Raw genomic sequence first — 18,543 nt, 5'->3', positions numbered from 1 at the left:
AAATCAGGAGGTCTTTTATATGCTTAAAAAGTTAGCAGTCTGCCTGTCTATCGTTTTATTACTCTTAGGAGCCGCCAGTCCGATATCGGCTCACACCGTTTATCCCGTCAACCCAAATGCCCAGCAGACGACAAAAGATATCATGAACTGGCTGGCGCACCTGCCCAACCGTTCAGAAAACAGGGTCATGTCCGGAGCGTTCGGCGGGTACAGCGATGTCACTTTTTCAATGACAGAGGAAAACCGCTTGAAAAACGCGACGGGACAGTCTCCCGCCATCTACGGCTGTGACTATGGGAGAGGGTGGCTGGAAACAGCGGATATCACCGATACTATCGATTACAGCTGCAACAGCAGCTTAATCTCATACTGGAAAAGCGGCGGCCTCCCTCAGGTCAGCCTGCATCTCGCAAATCCGGCCTTTCCATCCGGAAACTATAAAACGGCCATCTCAAACAGCCAGTACAAAAACATCCTGGACCCTTCAACTGTGGAAGGAAAACGGCTTGAGGCGCTGCTCAGCAAAATCGCCGACGGCCTTACTCAGCTGAAAAATCAAGGCGTCACCGTTCTGTTCAGACCGCTGCATGAAATGAACGGCGAGTGGTTCTGGTGGGGGCTGACAGGCTACAACCAAAAAGACACGGAGAGAATCTCGCTGTACAAAGAGCTTTACAAGAAGATATACCGCTATATGACAGAAACAAGAGGATTGGATAACCTTTTGTGGGTGTATTCGCCGGATGCCAACAGAGACTTTAAAACAGACTTCTACCCAGGCTCATCTTATGTGGATATTACCGGTCTGGACGCTTACTTCACTGATCCGTATGCGATATCAGGCTATGATGAAATGCTGTCTCTGAAAAAACCGTTTGCCTTTGCCGAAACCGGTCCGTCCGGCAATATCGGAAGCTTTGATTATGCTGCTTTTATTAATGCGATCAGGCAAAAATACCCTCAGACCACGTACTTTTTGACATGGGATGAACAATTAAGTCCGGCGGCCAATCAAGGCGCGCAAAGCCTTTATCAAAACAGCTGGACGCTGAACAAGGGCGAAATATGGAACGGCGGGTCCTTGACGCCGATCGCGGAATAACCGCTTCTTTTGAAAATCGGTTTTAAAAAACGGCTCTGCTGGGCATATTGTTACCGTTCAAAAAGGAGGGTTCAACAATGGAAAATAACAAAAACAGCGAAGAAACGCTTTCCAGTAAGACGACCGGTAAAGGCGAGTCAGAAGACACGCTGACAAACCGGCAGGGCCATCCGGTCACTGACAACCAGAATGTCAGGACAGTCGGCAATAGAGGACCGACGACATTGGAGAATTATGATTTTTTGGAGAAAATCAGCCACTTTGACCGCGAACGGATTCCCGAGCGCGTCGTTCACGCGCGCGGCGCCGGCGCACACGGATACTTTGAGGCGTACGGAAGTTTTGGAGACGAGGAGATTTCTAAATATACAAGAGCGAAAGTGTTTCAAAAGAAAGGAACGAAAACTCCGGCGTTTGTGCGGTTTTCTACCGTCAACCACGGGAAGCATTCCCCGGAAACATTGCGTGATCCCCGGGGTTTTGCCGTTAAGCTTTATACCGAAGACGGCAACTGGGATCTGGTCGGCAACAACCTGAAAATCTTTTTTATCCGTGATCCGCTGAAGTTCCCGGATCTTGTGCACGCATTTCAGCCTGATCCCGTTACGAACATTCAGGACGGCGAGCGTATTTTCGACTTCATTTCCCAATCACCGGAAGCGACTCATATGATCACTTTCTTGTTTTCGCCGTGGGGCATCCCGGCCAACTACCGGCAGATGCAGGGCTCAGGCGTCCATGCCTACAAATGGGTCAATGAAGAAGGAAAAGCCGTGCTCGTCAAATATCACTTTGAACCGAAACAGGGCATCCGCAACCTGACACAGAAGGAAGCGGAAGAGATTCAGGGGAAAAACTTTAACCATGCGACACAGGATTTGTATGAAGCGATTGAAAAAGGCGATTATCCTGAATGGGAAGTGTATGCGCAAATCATGACTGATGACGAGCATCCCGAGCTGGATTTTGATCCGCTTGATCCGACCAAGCTGTGGTATAAAGACGATTTCCCTTGGAAGCCGATCGGTAAATTGGTTCTGAACAAAAACCCGGAAAACTACCATGCCGAGGTGGAACAAGCATCATTCGGAACGGGCGTGCTTGTGGACGGCCTTGATTTTTCAGATGACAAATTACTTCAGGGGCGGACATTCGCCTATTCAGATACCCAGCGGTACCGCGTCGGCGCAAATTACCTGCAGCTTCCGATCAACTCGCCGAAAAAGCATGTCGCCACCAACCAGGAAGGCGGGCAAATGCAGTATCGTGTCGATCGGGCAGAAGGACAAAACCCGCACGTCAACTATGAGCCGTCCATTATGGGAGGACTCACCGAAGCAAAGCAGGATGGGAAAGACCATACACCTCATGTCGAAGGCGATGTGAAGCGGGAAGCGATCGACCGGCCGAATAATTTCGGCCAGGCCGGAGAAACATACCGCAGATTTTCGGAATTTGAACGGAACGAATTGATCACAAACCTGGTCAATACGCTTTCTTCCTGCCGGAAAGACATTCAGGATCAAATGATTGAGAATTTCACAAAAGCAGATCCGGACTACGGAAAACGTGTTGCGGAAGGGCTGAAAAAAGCCACCGAAAGCAGCAGCGGCGGGCCGATCGGCACTACAGATACGGCCCAAGCCGCAAAACAGGCTGAACAGGAAAGCCATCCGTCTGATCCGTATTAAATAAAAAAACAGGACAATCGCGTCCTGTTTTTTTTGAGCTAATTCAGCTCCTGCATATTCTGCTCCGCCGCGGCCGCAAATACTTTCGGCTCCGGACGGTCAAGATCTTCATGGAATAAACTTACTTTGTGAATCTGCCGGTTGTCGTACAGATGAAAGTAGTAGTTTCCGGTGTCACAGCACATGACCGACGTATACTGCGTATAATCAATTTCATTCTCCTCTGTGATCACCGCGCCTTTTGGAATATTCACATTGGACAGCACGTGAAAAGCGGCCGTAACGCCATCCGTTTCATGGGCGGAAGGCTCTAAATGCTCTTTCAGATAAGCGGCTCTGATGAACCGGGATGGCGGCGTGTAATCACCGGGAAGCCCGATCGTTCCAGATCCTTGGCCGAAAGCGGTTAATGTCATTCCGCCCAATGTTTTGCTTTCTGACTGCTGCGGCCTGATTCCGATATAATGGCGCAGATTGGTCACATGCCAAGGAAATTCCGGACTGTTGGTCATCACTCCGGGTTTATTGTCATATACTTTCATTCCCTCCGGTGTCGGCTCGATGACAATGCAGCCGCCCGTGCGGTCTGATAAAATCCAATGAAGAGGCAGCACCGTATCCAATAACATTAACTTCTTCTCTACAATCGTCAGCATTGAGAGCTTTTCCTTTATGTCTTCAAGAGAGTCACAGTTTGATAAGGCCCAGGTGACAAACTCATGAGGAGCGATGTGACAGGTGCCCTCCCGTTCCGCTTTCTCGTATCCCGCAAAGCCCGGAAAATACAGCGTCGCACACGACAGCCCTTTTTCATTTACGCCGTCGGCAAACAGAACATTGCCGAGATTTCTCCCCATGCCGATAAATGCGTATTTCGTCTTATGCATCCTGCCGTCAGCTTCGCTTTTCCAGCTGTACTGACGAGGGTAAAGCACGACGTCCGTACCGAGCTGAAATGCAAAATCCATCGTTCGCGCCAATAGGTGATTACCGTCTGTCGTTTTCAATGTAAGACTTGTACACATATCATCAATCCCCTTTTCATTAATGAAATTTACACAAAGTAAACTATTCTTTCAGCTTAACGAATAATGGTTCCATTCGTCAAAAGATTGACACATTTCTCCTTCATACATATTAGTCCGTAAGCGTATCCATGCCTTTTAAACCCTGGCAAATCGTTTTGGCGGCAGTGTTTGTACCGTTTTTCAAAAAAACCTTTGAACGGCTGTCAGCGGGGCTTTACAATGTTTTTCCTGCATGCTGGAATTTGTAAACGGCAGGTCAATCTGTTAAGCTATGTCTTTATGTTAAAGAAGAACATACGGAGGAGATTATCTATTGAAAGTAGAAAGGCGAACGATTGAACATATTCCGCATGACGAAAGACACGGAAAGGCCAAAGATTTATTCCCCGTCTGGTTCGGGGCTAATATGCATATTACGACGTTAGTCACAGGCACACTGCCCGTTACAATGGGACTCGATCTCTTTTGGAGTATCGCCGCCATTATAATCGGAACCTTTATCGGCGCAATCTTTATGGCGTCTCATTCCGCACAAGGACCTCAGCTCGGAATTCCGCAAATGATTCAAAGCCGCGCGCAATTCGGCGTGATCGGAGCGATTCTGCCCCTCTTTTTGGTCATGTTTATCTACCTGGGCTTCTTTGCGAGCAGTACGATTCTCGCAGCCGGTACACTGAGCAGCTTTGTCCCGATTCCGGCTTCATGGTGTATTATCGGCTTAAGCGCCATCTGTTTTTTACTCACGATCTACGGTCATGATCTGATTCACAAAATGCAGAAAATCCTCTCTTGGACCTCCTTTGCCGTTTTTTTTGCTGCAACGATTCTTATTTTTCAACTGCCGATTCCTTCAGGAAGCTGGGTGCCCGGCTCATTAGATCTGCCTGTTTTTCTAGTGGCGGTCAGCGCGGTGGCCACATGGCAGCTGGCATATGCGCCATATGTCGCAGATTATTCCCGTTATCTGCCGGTCAAAACACCGGCATCGCATACTTTTTGGTACAGCTATGCAGGTACGTCAGTCAGTTCCATCTGGATGATGCTTCTCGGCGCCATTTTGACGACGGCGCTCCCGGAATTTACCGCTAATGCGGGAAATGAGATTGTCCGATTGTTCGGTCCGTTTTCCTTTATTATGCTGATCATCGTCCTGTTCGGGCAAATGGCGATCAACGTCTTTAATTTATACGGAGCCTTTATGTCAACCACGACTACCTTGGAGCCGTTTTTAAAACTGAAGGTGACGCCGAAAACGAGAGTGGTAATGATCCTTTGTGTGACGGCAGCGGGTACTGTATTAAGTCTCTTGGGCCAAAGCAATTTCATGGAACTGTTTTTAAATTTCATCTTTTTCATCAGTTATTTCTTAATTCCATGGACGGCGATCAACCTCGTGGATTACTATTTTATCCGCCGCGGAAAATACCACGTCAAATCGATGTTTGACGTCAACGGGCAATACGGCAGGGTCAATTGGATTACAGCGGCCGCCTTCGTTTTGTCGATTATATTAGAAATCCCGTTCATCAATACATCCTTTTACATCGGGCCGCTCGCTGAAATATTCGGCGGAGGCGACATTGCCTGGGTCATCGGCCTGGCCGTTCCATCGCTGCTGTATTATGTCCTGATGAAATCAAGGGTAAAACAAAAAGAGGCGCCTTCCCTGTGAAGACGCCTTTTCTTTATTCATATTCCTTCCATACACGCGGCAGCAGTTCAGAAAGTTCGTGCGCCAACAAGGTATGGGCGGAGCGCTCTTTCGTCCATAATTCCGCACATTCGCCGTGAAGGCGGACGGCGTTCAATACGGCATGCTTCGGGTCTTGATGACAGCACAGCATGCCGAGAATCATTCCCGTCAGCGTGTCGCCGGTCCCGCCTTTTGCAAGCGCGCCGTTTCCGGTTGTATTCCTGCGGCATTCCCCGTCGGGAAAAGCGATAATGGTTTCGTTTCCTTTCAGGACAATCGTGACATGAAGCCGCTCCGCCCATTCCGCGGCATATCCCGCTCTGTTCTGCTGAATCTCTTGTATCGGAAGGCCTGTCATTCTGGAAAATTCGCCGGGATGAGGCGTCAAGATCACGGGAGCTTTCCTCTTCGGATAGGTTCTTTTCGTAATGGCGCCCGCATCCAGTATGACGGGATAATCGCCAGAAAGCAGCTGATCAGCCGCCTGCTGCACTTCGTCTGTTTGGGGAAGGCCCGGCCCGATGGCAGCGGCCCGGACGGTTTCCCCGGGCTGGCCCGCCGCGGCTTTTTTCCAGCCGTCCCGCCAGTACGTCGCTTCCGGCAGCACTGGGACGATAAGCGGAATGACGCCTGCCGATGTACCGATGACGAGCTTGCCGACACCGCTTCTCATCGCGCCCAATCCGGCCAGAAGGGCGGCTCCCGGCATGTCATCGCTCCCGGCCAGCAATAACGCCGTCCCGAACGTTCCTTTATGGCTGTCCGCCTCCCGTTTCGGCAGCGTATCTTTCACATCCTGTTCCGTCCAATCTATTATATTCATCTCTGTACCTCCTCTTCTGTCTCCTATTTATATTCCAAACAAGAAGAGATTTTAAACCGCACAAAAAAAACAGCCGCTCGTTTGCGGCTGTTTATGTTCTGATCGGAACATCAAGACGGTAAAGCTTCCGGTACCGTTCGTTTTCTGCAAGCAGTTCTTGATGGGTTCCTTCCATTTCTGCTTTTCCATTTTCTAAAAAGACGATTTTATCAGCTGTTTCCACACCCGCTAAATGGTGTGTAATCCAGAGGATCGTTTTCTCTTTAAAAACATCAAAAATCGTATCAAGCAATTCACGTTCAGTGACCGCATCAAGGCCGACCGTCGGTTCATCTAGGATAATGACCGGCGTGTCTTGGAGCAGAATACGGGCAAGCGCGATCCGCTGCCGTTCCCCGCCTGAGAAACGAATCCCCGTCTCCTGCACGGACGTTTCATATCCGTCAGGCAGTGATTCAATATAATCATGCAGCTTCACTTGCCGAGCCGCACGCTTAACATCTTCATCACTCGCCTTGCCGTTTCCGAGCCGGATATTGTTCATAATGCTCGTGTTAAAGAGATGAGGTTTCTGATTCAAAACGGCCACCGCTGAGGAAATCTGCTCCTGCACGGCCGCAGTTTCCAGCCCGTTCAGCATCACCTTGCCCGAATCGGGAACTAAGGCGCCTTCAATTAAAGCGAGAGAGGTCGACTTACCGGAGCCGCTCCTGCCGAGCAGCGCCATTTTTTCCCCCTGGCGGAGAGTGAAGGAAAAACGGTCAAGCACATGACTGTGCTGATCATAAGAAAACGTCACGTTATCAAATGTAAGTGTCACATCGGATACATCCAGTTTCTCATCGGTCTGCTTCACCTCACGACTTCGCAGCTCCGGAGCCGCCTTACTCATTCTTTTGATGGAATCTTGATAAGAAGGCACTTCCGTCAGCGCATCCGAAAGGGGCAGAAACGCCTCCGTCAATGGAAATACGACAAGCACAAAGGCCGCGATCATCGTGTTGGCGATGCTGCCGTCCGCATACTGACCCGCCGTCCAGAACAGCATGATTAATATGAAACCGCCGACGAGGCATTGCGCGGCGAGATCACGCCATCTCGTAAACCGCTGACGTTTGCTTTCAAGGTCAAACCATGCCTTCTCTTTCTCTTCATAAGAGGAAATAAAGGCCGCCTGTCGTCCCGAGAACATCCAGTCGCTCACGCCGAGCACGGCATCTGTCAGCCGGCTGTAGAGCGTATTCCGGCCGCTTTTCAGCCTTATGTTTTTCGCTCTCGTCACAAGAAGCGACACAACCGGAAACAATACAACCAATATAAACAGGTAAATCGCCGCAAAAGCGGCAAACGGCCAGGAAAAAAAGCCGAGTCCGATAACGGATGCCGCATACAGCAGCAAAGCGGAAACCGCCGGGAAAATCGTTTTTAAAAACGCATCCTGCAAATGCTCAATATCCTCAGCCAAAATGCCGAGCATGTCGCCCGTCCGAAAACGGGATGAAAGCATGAGCGAGGCCGGCTCCAGCATATTGTAAAGCCGCACCCTCATGTCGGACACGATTTTCAAAATGATATGGTGTCCCGTCAGACGCTCGGCGTACCGTGAGACTGAACGGGCAATCCCGAACGTCCGCACGGCCACAATCGGAACGTACACCAGCAGGATATTCTCAGGCCTTGTCGCCGACTTAGAGATCAAAAAACCGGAAGTGAACATGAGAAAGGCCGCCGAAAAAATCGTCACCGCGCCTAAAAAAATCACAAGAACAAACAAACGGGCATTTTGCTTTATATACGGCAGAATCCATTCTTCTTTTCTCATGTTCTTTCCCCCAGTTGCGCCTTTACAAGTTTGGCGTATACGCCTTGTTTCGCCATCAATTCGTCGTGGGTGCCGATTTCCGCCACCGCGCCGTCATCAAGCACGATAATTTCGTCCATCTCAAGCATCCAGTGAAGACGGTGAGTGGCCAGAAAGACAAGTTTGTTTTCAAACAGGTCTTTCATCGTTTCTTTTATTTCATATTCTGTTTCAATATCAAGGTGAGCGGTCGGCTCATCCAAAAGGAGAATCGGCCGGTTTCCTAAAAAGGCTCTGGCCAGCGCGACACGCTGAGCCTGCCCTCCGCTGAGCGCCCGTCCGCCCTCGCCGATCCGGCCGTCAAGGCCGCCGGGCAGATCGCGGATCAGTCCGGAAAGACCCGCTGAATCAGCAGCGCGCGCCGTTTCCTCACGGGAAGCATCAGGATGATAAAACCGGATATTATTCATAAGCGTGTCATCAAAAATGTACGGATGCTGCGGAATATAAAGCAGCTGCTTCTGCCAGCCGTCCGACTGAAGATGCGAGCGGGATTCACCGTTTACCTTGATCTCACCGGACGCAGGCTCTAAAAAGCCGCCCAGCACATCAATGAGTGTCGATTTTCCCGCACCGCTTTCCCCGATAATCCCGATTTTCTTCTTCCCTTTAAAGGACAGATGAAATTCAGACATCGATTCTCGGACGGACAAACGCGCAAGCTGTAATTCATCCCCGTCAGTCCACGTATCAAGTTCGAGCGGCTTTTCTTCTTTAAAACCGGGCTGCGCCAAAATCGCTTGAATGGTTTTCCCCGCCTCCTGCCCGTTTAACGTCGCGTGGTAATCATTTCCCACTTCGCGGACCGGGAGAAAATATTCAGGCGCGAGAATCAGCGCTGTCAATGCCGGACCGAGCAGAATTTGTCCGTCTATCAGCCGCAGGCCGAGAAACACCGCCACTGTCGCCACCGACAGCATCGTAAAGAAATCCAGGGCGAATGATGATAAAAACGCGACCCGGAGCGTGCTCATCGTCGCCTTGCGGTATCTCTCACTGACATGAAAGATGTTTTTACTGTGTGATCTGCTTAATCCTAAAAACCGCAATGTCTCCAGTCCGCGGAGCGAATCCACGAAATGATTGGAAAGCGTCTGATAGGACTTCCATTGGCGATCGGCTTTTTTCTGTGCGACAAGTCCGAGCAGAATCATAAATACAATCAAAATCGGAAGCGCAAGAATCAGAATCAAAGCCGATGTTTTATCCTGAAAAAACACGTAAATAACAACGGCCGCCGGCACAATCGCCATGCTGACCATTTTCGGCAGAAACAGCTCTAAATAACGGCGGAACTGGCTGATGCCTTCCATCGCCAGCGTCACCATCCGGCCTGTCCCCTCTTTTTTCGCAAAGCGGGGGCCGAGACGGAACAATTGCTCAAGAAATCTTTTTCTTAAGTCTGCGCCGGTTTGCGCGGCATATTGGTATACGATTTTCTGCCGGACCGCTGTTACCGCATGCCGGACCAAAAACGCAAGCAGGAAAAAGCCGATAACCGGATAAAGAGAAGCAATCCGCTTCCCGTTAAATAATCCGGTTACCGCCTGGCTCAGCCATTCCGCCTGCAAGATGATGGCGGCCGTTTGTATAATCGTTAATCCCGTAATGATCGCAAGAATCCGCTTCATTCCTTTATAAAGAAACAGGTCTTTTCCCATTAATAAGTCATAGGCTCCTTATGGCTGACGCGTTTCCGGAAGACATAATAGCTCCAGATCTGACTGCCGATGACAAACGGCAGCAGAGTCAGTGCGGCAATTGTCATGACTTTAAGTGAATAATCACCGGATGACGCGTTAGCTACTGTTAAGTCATACGCGCTTTTCAGCGAGCTGACCATGACGCGCGGGAACAGAGAGATAAAAATCATCGCAACTGTCAAAGCAAGACCCGCGCCGGTCATACCGAATGCCCAGCCGTCTTTTTTCTTGCTCATGAACACAACAGCAAGAACGTTGCAGATGACAATCAGCACGAATACCGGAATCGTGATGTTTGCCCGGCGTGTAAACATATCCGTATCGTATGCAGACATCGCAAAGAAAGCAAGTACAACAAGAAAGATAACACCGATTACGCGTTTTGCCATTTTTCTCGCACGCTCTTGTAAATCACCGATCGTGCGCAGTGTGACAAACATTAAACCGTGCAGGAATGAAAGAAGGGTGACGGCTGCTCCGCCAAGGACGGAATACACGTTCACAATATCTGAGAAACCCGCATGCATATTCATATGGCCGTCAATCGGCATGCCGCGGAACAAGCTTGTGAAGATAAGGCCGAATACAAACGGCGGGATAAGGCTGCCGAAGAAAATCACCCAGTCCCATGTTTTGACCCATTTTAAATGATTCACTTTTCCGCGGAATTCAAACGCCACCCCGCGGCCCATTAAAGCAAGAAGGATGATGATAAACGGAATATAATATCCGCTCAGCATCGTCGCATACCAGTTCGGGAATGCCGCGAAGATCGCTCCCGTACCTGTCAGCAGCCATACCTCATTCGCATCCCAGAACGGGCCGATGGTGTTAATCAGCACTCTGCGTTCTAATTCATTATGGCCAAGAAATCGGGTCGAAATGCCGACACCGAAATCAAAACCTTCTAAAAAGAAAAATCCAACAAACAAAACTGAAACGAGTACAAACCAAAGATCATGAAGTGACCCCATGGTAGACCTCCTGACTGAACGGATCCGTTGATACAGGAACATCCTTGTGATCATCATGGTCCGCACCTTTTTTAATTTCACGAACGAATAGGAAGACAAGCAGCGCGCCTAAAATCAAGTACATGACGCCGAAACCGATAATTGAAAACAGCAGAGATCCCGTCGTTACGTTAGGCGAAACGGATTGTGCGGTTGTCATTTGCCCCATAACCGTCCACGGCTGGCGGCCGATTTCAGTCATAATCCAACCGGCAGAGTTCGCAATGAACGGGAATGCGATCAGTGCGATCATGCCCCGTAAATACCACTTGCTCGTATGAAGCTTTTTGCGGCGGTTCAGAATAAAGCCTGCAATCGCGGCAAAAATCATAAGCGCGCCCGCTCCCGCCATAATGCGGAAACTCCAGAACGTCGTTTTGACAGGCGGGATATAGTCGCCTTTTCCGTACGTTTTTTCATATTCTTTTTGAAGTGTTTTCATCCCTTTCACACTGCCGCTGAACTTCTGGTAAGCCAAGTAGCTCAGTGCGTAAGGAATTGAAATTTCTGATGTGTTTTTTTCTTTATTCGTATCAATATTCGCAAAAGCCGTCCACGCGGCAGGATCACCGCTGTCATCCCAAAGCGCTTCACTGGCGGCCATTTTCATCGGCTGTGATTCCATTAAATGTTCAGCCTGCATGTGTCCGCTGAACGCAACACCGATACCGGCGATCAGACCGACAATCATCGAAAGCTTGAAAGATTTATGGAAGAAAGGCACTTCTTTTTTCTTCAATAATTTAAATGCGCTGACACCGGCGATAAAGAAAGCACCCGTCGCAAGCGCTCCGAAAATGACGTGAGGGAATTCAACCCAAAGCTGAGGGTTTGTCAAAAGCGCTCCGAAGTCATTCATTTCCGCGCGGCCGTTTTTAATCGTAAAGCCGACCGGCTCCTGCATGAATGAGTTTGCCGTCAAAATCCAGAAAGATGACATAATCGTTCCGAAGGATACAAGCCAAATGCAAAGCAAATGCACTTTTTTAGATAAACGGTCCCAGCCGAAAATCCATAATCCGATAAAAATAGACTCCATAAAAAATGCCAAAAGCGCTTCAATCGCAAGCGGAGCCCCAAATACGTCCCCGACAAAACGGGAATAATCAGACCAGTTCAATCCGAACTGGAATTCCTGAAGAATTCCTGTGACGACGCCGACAGCAAAGTTAATTAAAAAGAGATGCCCCCAAAATTTAGCCATTTTGAGATAGGTCTCTTGTTTTTTGACAACATAAAGCGTCTCCATCAAAGCAACCATAAACACAAGCCCGATAGACATAGGCACAAACAAGAAGTGAAACAATGTTGTAGATGCAAATTGAATGCGGGCTAATACCAACTCACTCATGATGTTTTTCCTCCAATCTGGTAAATTGCTCAACATTTCACAAACATAGTGGAATCATTGCTCGGTATTTCACAAAAAATGATATATTTGCTCAACGTTTCACAAATTCGTCAAAACTATTGAAATATCAGCCTGTACACCCTGGGGGACAGCGGCTGTCATAGAAATGATTCAATATCATTACTTTACAACGATTCAGCCCAAAAAAAAAGATCAATATACCTAAAATCAGGCTGAAATTGTGACTGATTATTGTCGGATTTGTAGAGATTTTATGTCAGCACCTAGGATATTTGTCCCTTTGATATCGTACCTCTTTTTTATTCGTGTGGCGAACAAAATGCTTTTCTCGGTGAAAAAGCCCGCCAAATCGCCATTTTGAGAAAGAAAATGTGAAGAAAGCATGTCCTCTAGTAAATTCATAATATATGAACAATTTAAATTTTTTAGTATACTTTAAATGGGGATATTTTTTCACTACATAACGACTGGGGGAACAAGCATGGGAGAACTTCAACCAAAATTGCAAACGGATTCAATCCAAAAACAGGAACGGACTGATAACTGGTTTGCCAGAGCAATGAATATAAGAATCGGCATTATTCCTCTTCCTATCTATATCCTGCTTTTCTTGCTTATTACGGTGTTTGTCATGAGCCGTGATGTAAAAAGCGACATTCTGACATCAATTGCCGTCATGAGTTTTTTCGGATTTACCTTCGGCCAGATCGGAAAATCCATTCCGATCGTGCGGTCCATCGGCGGCCCTGCGATTCTCGCAACCTTTATTCCATCCGCTGTCGTCTACTACCACCTGCTTCCGAAAGACATTATTACTTCAACAACAGAATTCACGGAAAGCTCCAACTTTCTCTATCTATTTATTGCCGGTATCGTCGTCGGCAGTATTCTCGGGATGAAAAGAGAGACGCTCGTCAAAGCTTTCGTTAAGATTTTTATTCCGCTGATCGCCGGCTCGATCGCGGCCGCCGTCGTCGGCTTATGCGTCGGGACGCTGCTCGGGCTCGGCTTTCAGCACACGCTGCTTTATATCGTCGTTCCGATTATGGCGGGGGGTGTCGGTGAAGGCGCGATTCCTTTATCCATCGGCTACTCCGATATTATGCCGATGTCCCAGGGAGACGCCTTTGCGCTTGTGCTGCCGTCCATCATGCTAGGCAGCCTGTGCGCCATTATGTTATCAGGTTTGCTGAATGTCATCGGGAAACGCAAACCGGAATGGACGGGCAACGGGAAGGTTGATAAGTCTGATCATTCCGCTCCCGCATTGGAACAGCCGGCCGATGATAAAACGTTTGATTTGTCCTTTTTCGCTTCAGGCGGTATTTTAGCGGTTTCCCTCTATTTGGTTGGCATGTTGGCGCATGATTTCTTTCAGCTTCCGGCTCCTGTCGTGATGCTCGTCCTTGCCGTTCTCATTAAGCTGTTCAGGCTGGCGCCGGCTTCGATTGAAAACGGAGCCTTCGGCGTCTCGCGCTTTTTCTCGACAGCCGTGACCTATCCGCTCTTATTTGCGATCGGCGTTTCAATGACACCGTGGGACAAGCTGATTGCGGCGTTTACGATCAGCAACATCATTACCATTTTATCAATCGTCGTCACGATGATGGCCGTCGGTTTTCTGACCGGAAAATGGCTGAACCTGTACCCGATTGAGACGGCGGTTATTAATGCCTGCCATTCCGGCCAGGGCGGCACCGGCGACGTCGCGATCTTGAGCGCCGCTGAACGGCTTGAGCTTATGCCGTTCGCCCAAGTGTCGACCAGAATCGGCGGAGCGATTACCGTGAGCGTCACCCTTCTGCTGCTTCATCAATTCTATTAAACTGAAAAAAAGCCTCCGCATACGCGGAGGCTTTGTTATTTCATCACATTTTGAATATAAGAGCCGAATGCCGCGCCGGACATGCCCGGCGACACACGGACGCGGTGAAGCCCGTAAAGCCCCTGATCTCTAGACGCCGCTCCCGGCTCTGTCGTGACCGCCATACGGTAGCCTGACGAGGCGGCGGCTTTTAATGTTTCCTTATTATATCGTCCGACAGGGTAGCTGATCATAGACGTCCGCTGCCCGAACATTTGATCAAATAAACGCTTAGAGTCCTTCATTTCACGTCGCTGCTGCTGCGGTGTGAGCCCGTTCAATTCGAGATGGTTCATCGTATGGCTCTGAATGGAAATGCCGTGGGCGGCCATCTCCTTCATCTGCTTCTCAGTCAGATGATTCTTATGCCCGATAAAGTTTCCGATCATAAAGATTGTCGCTTTCATCTTGTATTTCTTTAAAATGGGATAGGCTGCTTTCACATTGTCTGTATAGCCGTCATCAAATGTGATCAGAACACATTTTTCACGCGGCTCCTTATCCTCCGTCAGCATCAGATAGGCTTCTTCAGGAGTCATCGTATAATAGCCGTGATCATGAAGCCACTTCATATGCTGCCGGAATTCTTCCTTCGGCACACGCAGGCTGTTTCCCTCTGAAATGCTGTGATACATCAGAATCGGCAGTCTCGCCGTTCCTTTCGTTTGAACCCAGGCGGACGTGTCCGGCTCTTTTTTGATTTGCCGCTTTACGGACTTTTTTTCGCTGTGCGCTTCTGCCTTCGGAATGCTTTGTTCGGCGCTTGCCTCGTGACCCGAGCAGGCGGCAAGTGTAAACACGGCAGCCAAAAGGCACATGCACATGATCATGCGTTTCATCGTTTTCCTGCTTTCTGTCTTCTATTTACTTTTTATATCGGTTATGCGTCATAAATTGTTACATCAAAAAAACCGGACATCCAGCTGTCCGGCTTTGCGTTATGAGCGGATTCTGATTTCTGTTTCACTGTCAAAAAAGTGAGCCTTATTCATGTCGAAAGCGACGGTCAATTCCTCACCGGCACGAATGTCATGGCGGGCATCAATCCGGGCGATAAAATCCTGATCCCCGATCCGGGAATAAACCATAATTTCTGACCCGAGCAATTCCGCGACATTGATTTTAGCTGTGATGGATGAATTCTTATAAGATTCTACCACAATCAGCTCGTCATGTATGTCTTCCGGGCGGATGCCGAAGATGATATCTTTGCCGGCATACCCTTTTTCCCGGAGCATTTTCATTTTCCCTTCCGGCACGCTGAGAGCGGCTGAACCGATCTGAATGGCGCCGTCCGTCAGCTTTCCTTTGAAAAAGTTCATCGCCGGGGAGCCGATGAACCCGCCGACAAATACGTTTTCAGGATGTTCATACACTTCTTTCGGGGTGCCGATCTGCTGAATTTTTCCGTCCTTCATGACTACGATGCGTGTCGCCATCGTCAGTGCTTCTGTTTGGTCGTGCGTCACATAGATTGTGGTTGTTTGCAGCCTTTGATGGAGCTTAATAATTTCTGCCCGCATCTGCACCCGAAGCTTTGCGTCCAGATTTGACAGCGGCTCATCCATTAAAAACACTTTGGCGTCCCTGACAATCGCCCGCCCTAATGCAACCCGCTGACGCTGTCCGCCGGAGAGCGCCTTCGGTTTGCGGTGCAGATACTCTGTGAGCCCCAGCATTTTCGCCGCTTCTTCGACCCGTTTTTTAATCTCCGGTTTCGGCATCTTCCTCAGCTTCAAACCGAATGCGATATTATCATAGACCGTCATGTGCGGATATAACGCATAGTTTTGAAACACCATGGCGATATCCCTGTCTTTAGGAGCGATGTCATTCACTCTCGTGTCACCGATATAGAAATCGCCCTTCGTAATGTCTTCCAGCCCGGCTACCATCCGCAAAGTTGTCGACTTGCCGCACCCCGACGGACCGACAAACACGATAAACTCTTTATCTTTAATATGAAGGTTAAAATCATCGACAGCCGCTTCTTTTTGATCGTAATACTTATAAATATGCTCGAGCCGAAGTTCCGCCATGTATATCCCCCTTTATTTGTAAACGCTTTCTTAAATAGGATTGTAACAGCGTCAGACGGCGGCGGATATAGGCAATGTTCATAAAAAAAGTCCGCTGCCTTCGTGCACATTTCCCATTTAATGTGATTTTTCATATTGCAGACAAATGAAATAAGCCAGCAGGGCGCCCCGATATGTCTTAATATCAATACCTGAGCGTTCCGCAAATTTATCAATCCGATATTGAAGACTGTTGCGGTGCAAATGCAGTTTTTTCGATGTGAGCGACATGTTCGAGTTATGTTCAATAAAAGTCTGAATCGTATGCTTCAGCTCCGGTTCTTTCTGAAACAGCAGCGCCGCTTCTTCGTGAAGCAAGGCTGAGAGCTTTTCTCTGCTTTCCTCCGTGAGCATGGCCGGAAATATCGTTTCCGCGGTCAGCGTGCTCAGCTGCGGGAGATGACGCCGGCCGATCTGACAATATTGCTGTTCTCTCTGATAATGAAGGCGCAGACGTTCCCCCTTGCAGTAATACCTTCCGACGAAAAAACGGACACTGAAATAAAAATCGCCTTCGAGAATCTTCACAAAAGATGCGATGTCATCCGAATCTGGCGCTTCCAGCTTTTCTTCCTCCACAATCACGCCATGATCCCTCCCCGTCCGGACAACTGTATATGAAACCGGCCAGAAATGGCGCAGCGCTTCTGTGAATGCCCCCCAGTCCCGTTCTCCCAATAAGTCATAATGGATAAAACGGACACGCGGCTCCTTGACATCAGGCACCGGACCTTCTTCCAGCAGAAAACGCCGCCACCTCTTTGCTGCCGCCGTCTCCGGAAAAAAAACGCCTTTTTCTTCAGCGGGCGTCAAAAATGATTCCAGAAGCAGTTTCTCCTTCGGGGTGATATCCTCCTTCGGAATGGCGACATAGACCCGCCTTTTCTCATCATAAAAGCAAAAGACATCCTCCGCCGTACAGCACGTATCAGACAACACAGCCCTCGGGTAAATTGCCAATAACGGGTTCATATGCGCTCCTTTCTATCGCTCTATCATATTTTCAGTATAAAACGTCCGGCCGATTGTATCCACTTCGTTTTAAGAAACAGCTTTCAGGCTATTTCCCGGGAAACGAATCATAACCGCTTCTGCCGGCATAAGAAATAAACCCTCCGCGCCGGCAGAGGGATCCTTTTTATTTAGAGATATCGACGAAGCCTTCACCAAAGACATCACGCACATCATGAACAATGACAAACGCTTTTGTATCACAGCTTTTAATAATTTTTTTGAGCATGGAAAGCTCTTGTTTCTGGATGACGATATATAAAATTTCCTTCGACTGCCCCGTGTAATTTCCTTTACCCGACAGCAGCGTAACCCCTCTGTCCATCAGCGTGTTGACCTGTTCAGCGATTTCGTGCTTATGCTCAGATATAATCGTCACCGCTTTTTTCGTATTCAGGCCTTCAATGATAAAGTCCATCACCTTCGTTCCGATGTACAGCATAACAATGGTAAACATCATTTTTTCCGCACCGATGATGAAATAAGAACTGAAGACGACAATCAGATCAAAGAACAAAAGCGCATAGCTGATATTCCAATCGAGATATTTGTTCGCAATCCTCGCCAAAATGGCAGAACCCGCAGTCGTGCCACCGACTCGAATAATGATCCCGATTCCGACACCGGCAAACACACCCGCAAAAATAGTATTAATAATGAGTTCATGTGAAGGCGAGTGCCAATCATGCGTCAGATGCAGAAACAGTGAGTTGGCGACAACGGTAATGATCGTATAAAGCGTTGTTTTTCCGTCTAAAAATTTATATCCGATCATCAATAAGATCCCGTTCAAAATGATATTCGTCACCCCGGGCGACCATTCAAACACATAGTACAAGATCAGGGTGATTCCCGTTACCCCGCCCTCTCCAAGATCATTCGGAATGGCGAATAAATTAACGGCCAAAGCAAAGATAAAAGCTCCAATAATCAGCATCAGCACATCCAGCAATCTCTTTTTCATCCCAGACACTCCCTTTTTATAAAATCAAAAAAGCCCGGGAGAGCACTCTTCATTAAAAGAGCAGAAACTCCCGGGCTTTTATCCCAACGTGTCACAGCAGGAACCTGCTGTGTGTTTTCTCTCGGTCCAGACCAATTCAGCATTGCGGAACCCTAGAAAACCACTGTTTTTTATGTTCAGTTTTTATATTATCTTTCAAGATTATACGGGAAATCACGAACATGTTCAACCACTCTTTTTTCAACAAACCTATGAAAAATGCGAACGATCTGCCGATACTAAAAAGGACCTTAAAATACATGACTAAAAAATCATTAAAATACTTTTTTTCTCAAAATAT

General features: G+C 48.4%; 14 protein-coding genes and 1 riboswitch. Of the genes, 4 read left to right on the top strand and 10 right to left on the bottom strand.

What is annotated here, in order from left to right; genetic code table 11:
* Window positions 1-19: 19 nt before the first annotated feature.
* A complete protein-coding gene (locus ACWJJ4_RS01215; RefSeq protein ID WP_077723033.1) occupies window positions 20-1,102 on the top strand; it encodes a glycosyl hydrolase in 1,083 nt (360 codons plus the stop codon).
* Window positions 1,103-1,179: 77 nt separating this feature from the next.
* The gene (gene katX / locus ACWJJ4_RS01210) at window positions 1,180-2,793 is read left to right on the top strand and encodes a catalase KatX (RefSeq protein WP_454021371.1); all 1,614 of its coding nucleotides are present in this window, start codon (window positions 1,180-1,182) and stop codon (window positions 2,791-2,793) included.
* A 38-nt stretch (window positions 2,794-2,831) separates the two neighbouring features.
* Here the strand turns inward: katX and ACWJJ4_RS01205 are convergent, their stop codons facing one another.
* The gene (locus ACWJJ4_RS01205) at window positions 2,832-3,818 is read right to left on the bottom strand and encodes a choloylglycine hydrolase family protein (protein WP_454021370.1); all 987 of its coding nucleotides are present in this window, start codon (window positions 3,816-3,818) and stop codon (window positions 2,832-2,834) included.
* Window positions 3,819-4,134: 316 nt separating this feature from the next.
* On the opposite strand from ACWJJ4_RS01205, the gene ACWJJ4_RS01200 reads away from it, so the two are divergent.
* Window positions 4,135-5,493: a purine-cytosine permease family protein gene (locus ACWJJ4_RS01200; protein ID WP_014419229.1), complete on the top strand. Its 1,359-nt coding sequence runs from the start codon at window positions 4,135-4,137 to the stop codon at window positions 5,491-5,493.
* Between the two features lie 13 nt (window positions 5,494-5,506).
* Here ACWJJ4_RS01200 and ACWJJ4_RS01195 read toward each other — a convergent pair whose 3' ends face one another.
* From ACWJJ4_RS01195 to ACWJJ4_RS01175, 5 genes are all read right to left on the bottom strand, one after another.
* On the bottom strand, window positions 5,507-6,337 hold the full coding sequence (locus ACWJJ4_RS01195) for an NAD(P)H-hydrate dehydratase (protein ID WP_317461563.1): 831 nt from the start codon (window positions 6,335-6,337) through the stop codon (window positions 5,507-5,509).
* 91 nt (window positions 6,338-6,428) lie between these two features.
* On the bottom strand, window positions 6,429-8,159 hold the full coding sequence (gene cydC / locus ACWJJ4_RS01190; protein ID WP_077723035.1) for a thiol reductant ABC exporter subunit CydC: 1,731 nt from the start codon (window positions 8,157-8,159) through the stop codon (window positions 6,429-6,431).
* On the bottom strand, window positions 8,156-9,859 hold the full coding sequence (cydD, locus tag ACWJJ4_RS01185; RefSeq protein WP_070082577.1) for a thiol reductant ABC exporter subunit CydD: 1,704 nt from the start codon (window positions 9,857-9,859) through the stop codon (window positions 8,156-8,158). The genes cydC and cydD overlap by 4 nt, the downstream gene beginning before the upstream one ends.
* On the bottom strand, window positions 9,859-10,875 hold the full coding sequence (gene cydB / locus ACWJJ4_RS01180; RefSeq protein WP_003150830.1) for a cytochrome d ubiquinol oxidase subunit II: 1,017 nt from the start codon (window positions 10,873-10,875) through the stop codon (window positions 9,859-9,861). The genes cydD and cydB overlap by 1 nt, the downstream gene beginning before the upstream one ends.
* Window positions 10,859-12,265: a cytochrome ubiquinol oxidase subunit I gene (locus ACWJJ4_RS01175; RefSeq protein WP_014306093.1), complete on the bottom strand. Its 1,407-nt coding sequence runs from the start codon at window positions 12,263-12,265 to the stop codon at window positions 10,859-10,861. The genes cydB and ACWJJ4_RS01175 overlap by 17 nt, the downstream gene beginning before the upstream one ends.
* Before the next feature lie 502 nt (window positions 12,266-12,767).
* Between ACWJJ4_RS01175 and ACWJJ4_RS01170 the strand changes: the two genes are divergently transcribed.
* Window positions 12,768-14,111, top strand: coding sequence for a 2-hydroxycarboxylate transporter family protein (locus tag ACWJJ4_RS01170; RefSeq protein ID WP_039253321.1), 1,344 nt, complete (start codon window positions 12,768-12,770; stop codon window positions 14,109-14,111).
* 35 nt (window positions 14,112-14,146) lie between these two features.
* Here ACWJJ4_RS01170 and ACWJJ4_RS01165 read toward each other — a convergent pair whose 3' ends face one another.
* The 4 genes from ACWJJ4_RS01165 to ACWJJ4_RS01150 all read right to left on the bottom strand — a co-directional run bounded on the left by ACWJJ4_RS01165 (window position 14,147) and on the right by ACWJJ4_RS01150 (window position 18,203).
* A complete protein-coding gene (locus tag ACWJJ4_RS01165) occupies window positions 14,147-14,989 on the bottom strand; it encodes a polysaccharide deacetylase family protein (protein ID WP_143255690.1) in 843 nt (280 codons plus the stop codon).
* A 99-nt stretch (window positions 14,990-15,088) separates the two neighbouring features.
* The gene (locus ACWJJ4_RS01160) at window positions 15,089-16,189 is read right to left on the bottom strand and encodes an ABC transporter ATP-binding protein (RefSeq protein WP_014306096.1); all 1,101 of its coding nucleotides are present in this window, start codon (window positions 16,187-16,189) and stop codon (window positions 15,089-15,091) included.
* Window positions 16,190-16,306: 117 nt separating this feature from the next.
* The gene (locus ACWJJ4_RS01155; RefSeq protein WP_182069128.1) at window positions 16,307-17,200 is read right to left on the bottom strand and encodes a PucR family transcriptional regulator; all 894 of its coding nucleotides are present in this window, start codon (window positions 17,198-17,200) and stop codon (window positions 16,307-16,309) included.
* A 166-nt stretch (window positions 17,201-17,366) separates the two neighbouring features.
* Window positions 17,367-18,203 carry a YitT family protein gene (locus ACWJJ4_RS01150; RefSeq protein WP_101562553.1) on the bottom strand — a complete coding sequence of 279 codons (837 nt, stop codon included), beginning with the start codon at window positions 18,201-18,203 and terminating at the stop codon, window positions 17,367-17,369.
* 65 nt (window positions 18,204-18,268) lie between these two features.
* Window positions 18,269-18,370, bottom strand: a riboswitch (guanidine-I (ykkC/yxkD leader).
* Between the last annotated feature and the right edge of the window lie 173 nt (window positions 18,371-18,543).

Source organism: Bacillus sp. JK62, from assembly GCF_053663455.1.
Note: the sequence above shows the minus strand (reverse complement) of the source record. Positions and strands in the feature narration are given on the sequence as shown.

Excerpts from the sequence above, each read along its gene's own strand:
- ACWJJ4_RS01215 (WP_077723033.1), top strand. The coding sequence starts at position 20 with ATGCTTAAAAAGTTAGCAGTCTGCCTGTCTATCGTTTTATTACTCTTA.
- katX (WP_454021371.1), top strand. The coding sequence starts at position 1,180 with ATGGAAAATAACAAAAACAGCGAAGAAACGCTTTCCAGTAAGACGACC.
- ACWJJ4_RS01205 (WP_454021370.1), bottom strand. The coding sequence starts at position 3,818 with ATGTGTACAAGTCTTACATTGAAAACGACAGACGGTAATCACCTATTG.
- ACWJJ4_RS01195 (WP_317461563.1), bottom strand. The coding sequence starts at position 6,337 with ATGAATATAATAGATTGGACGGAACAGGATGTGAAAGATACGCTGCCG.
- cydC (WP_077723035.1), bottom strand. The coding sequence starts at position 8,159 with ATGAGAAAAGAAGAATGGATTCTGCCGTATATAAAGCAAAATGCCCGT.
- cydD (WP_070082577.1), bottom strand. The coding sequence starts at position 9,859 with ATGGGAAAAGACCTGTTTCTTTATAAAGGAATGAAGCGGATTCTTGCG.
- cydB (WP_003150830.1), bottom strand. The coding sequence starts at position 10,875 with ATGGGGTCACTTCATGATCTTTGGTTTGTACTCGTTTCAGTTTTGTTT.
- ACWJJ4_RS01175 (WP_014306093.1), bottom strand. The coding sequence starts at position 12,265 with ATGAGTGAGTTGGTATTAGCCCGCATTCAATTTGCATCTACAACATTG.
- ACWJJ4_RS01170 (WP_039253321.1), top strand. The coding sequence starts at position 12,768 with ATGGGAGAACTTCAACCAAAATTGCAAACGGATTCAATCCAAAAACAG.
- ACWJJ4_RS01165 (WP_143255690.1), bottom strand. The coding sequence starts at position 14,989 with ATGAAACGCATGATCATGTGCATGTGCCTTTTGGCTGCCGTGTTTACA.
- ACWJJ4_RS01160 (WP_014306096.1), bottom strand. The coding sequence starts at position 16,189 with ATGGCGGAACTTCGGCTCGAGCATATTTATAAGTATTACGATCAAAAA.
- ACWJJ4_RS01155 (WP_182069128.1), bottom strand. The coding sequence starts at position 17,200 with ATGAACCCGTTATTGGCAATTTACCCGAGGGCTGTGTTGTCTGATACG.
- ACWJJ4_RS01150 (WP_101562553.1), bottom strand. The coding sequence starts at position 18,203 with ATGAAAAAGAGATTGCTGGATGTGCTGATGCTGATTATTGGAGCTTTT.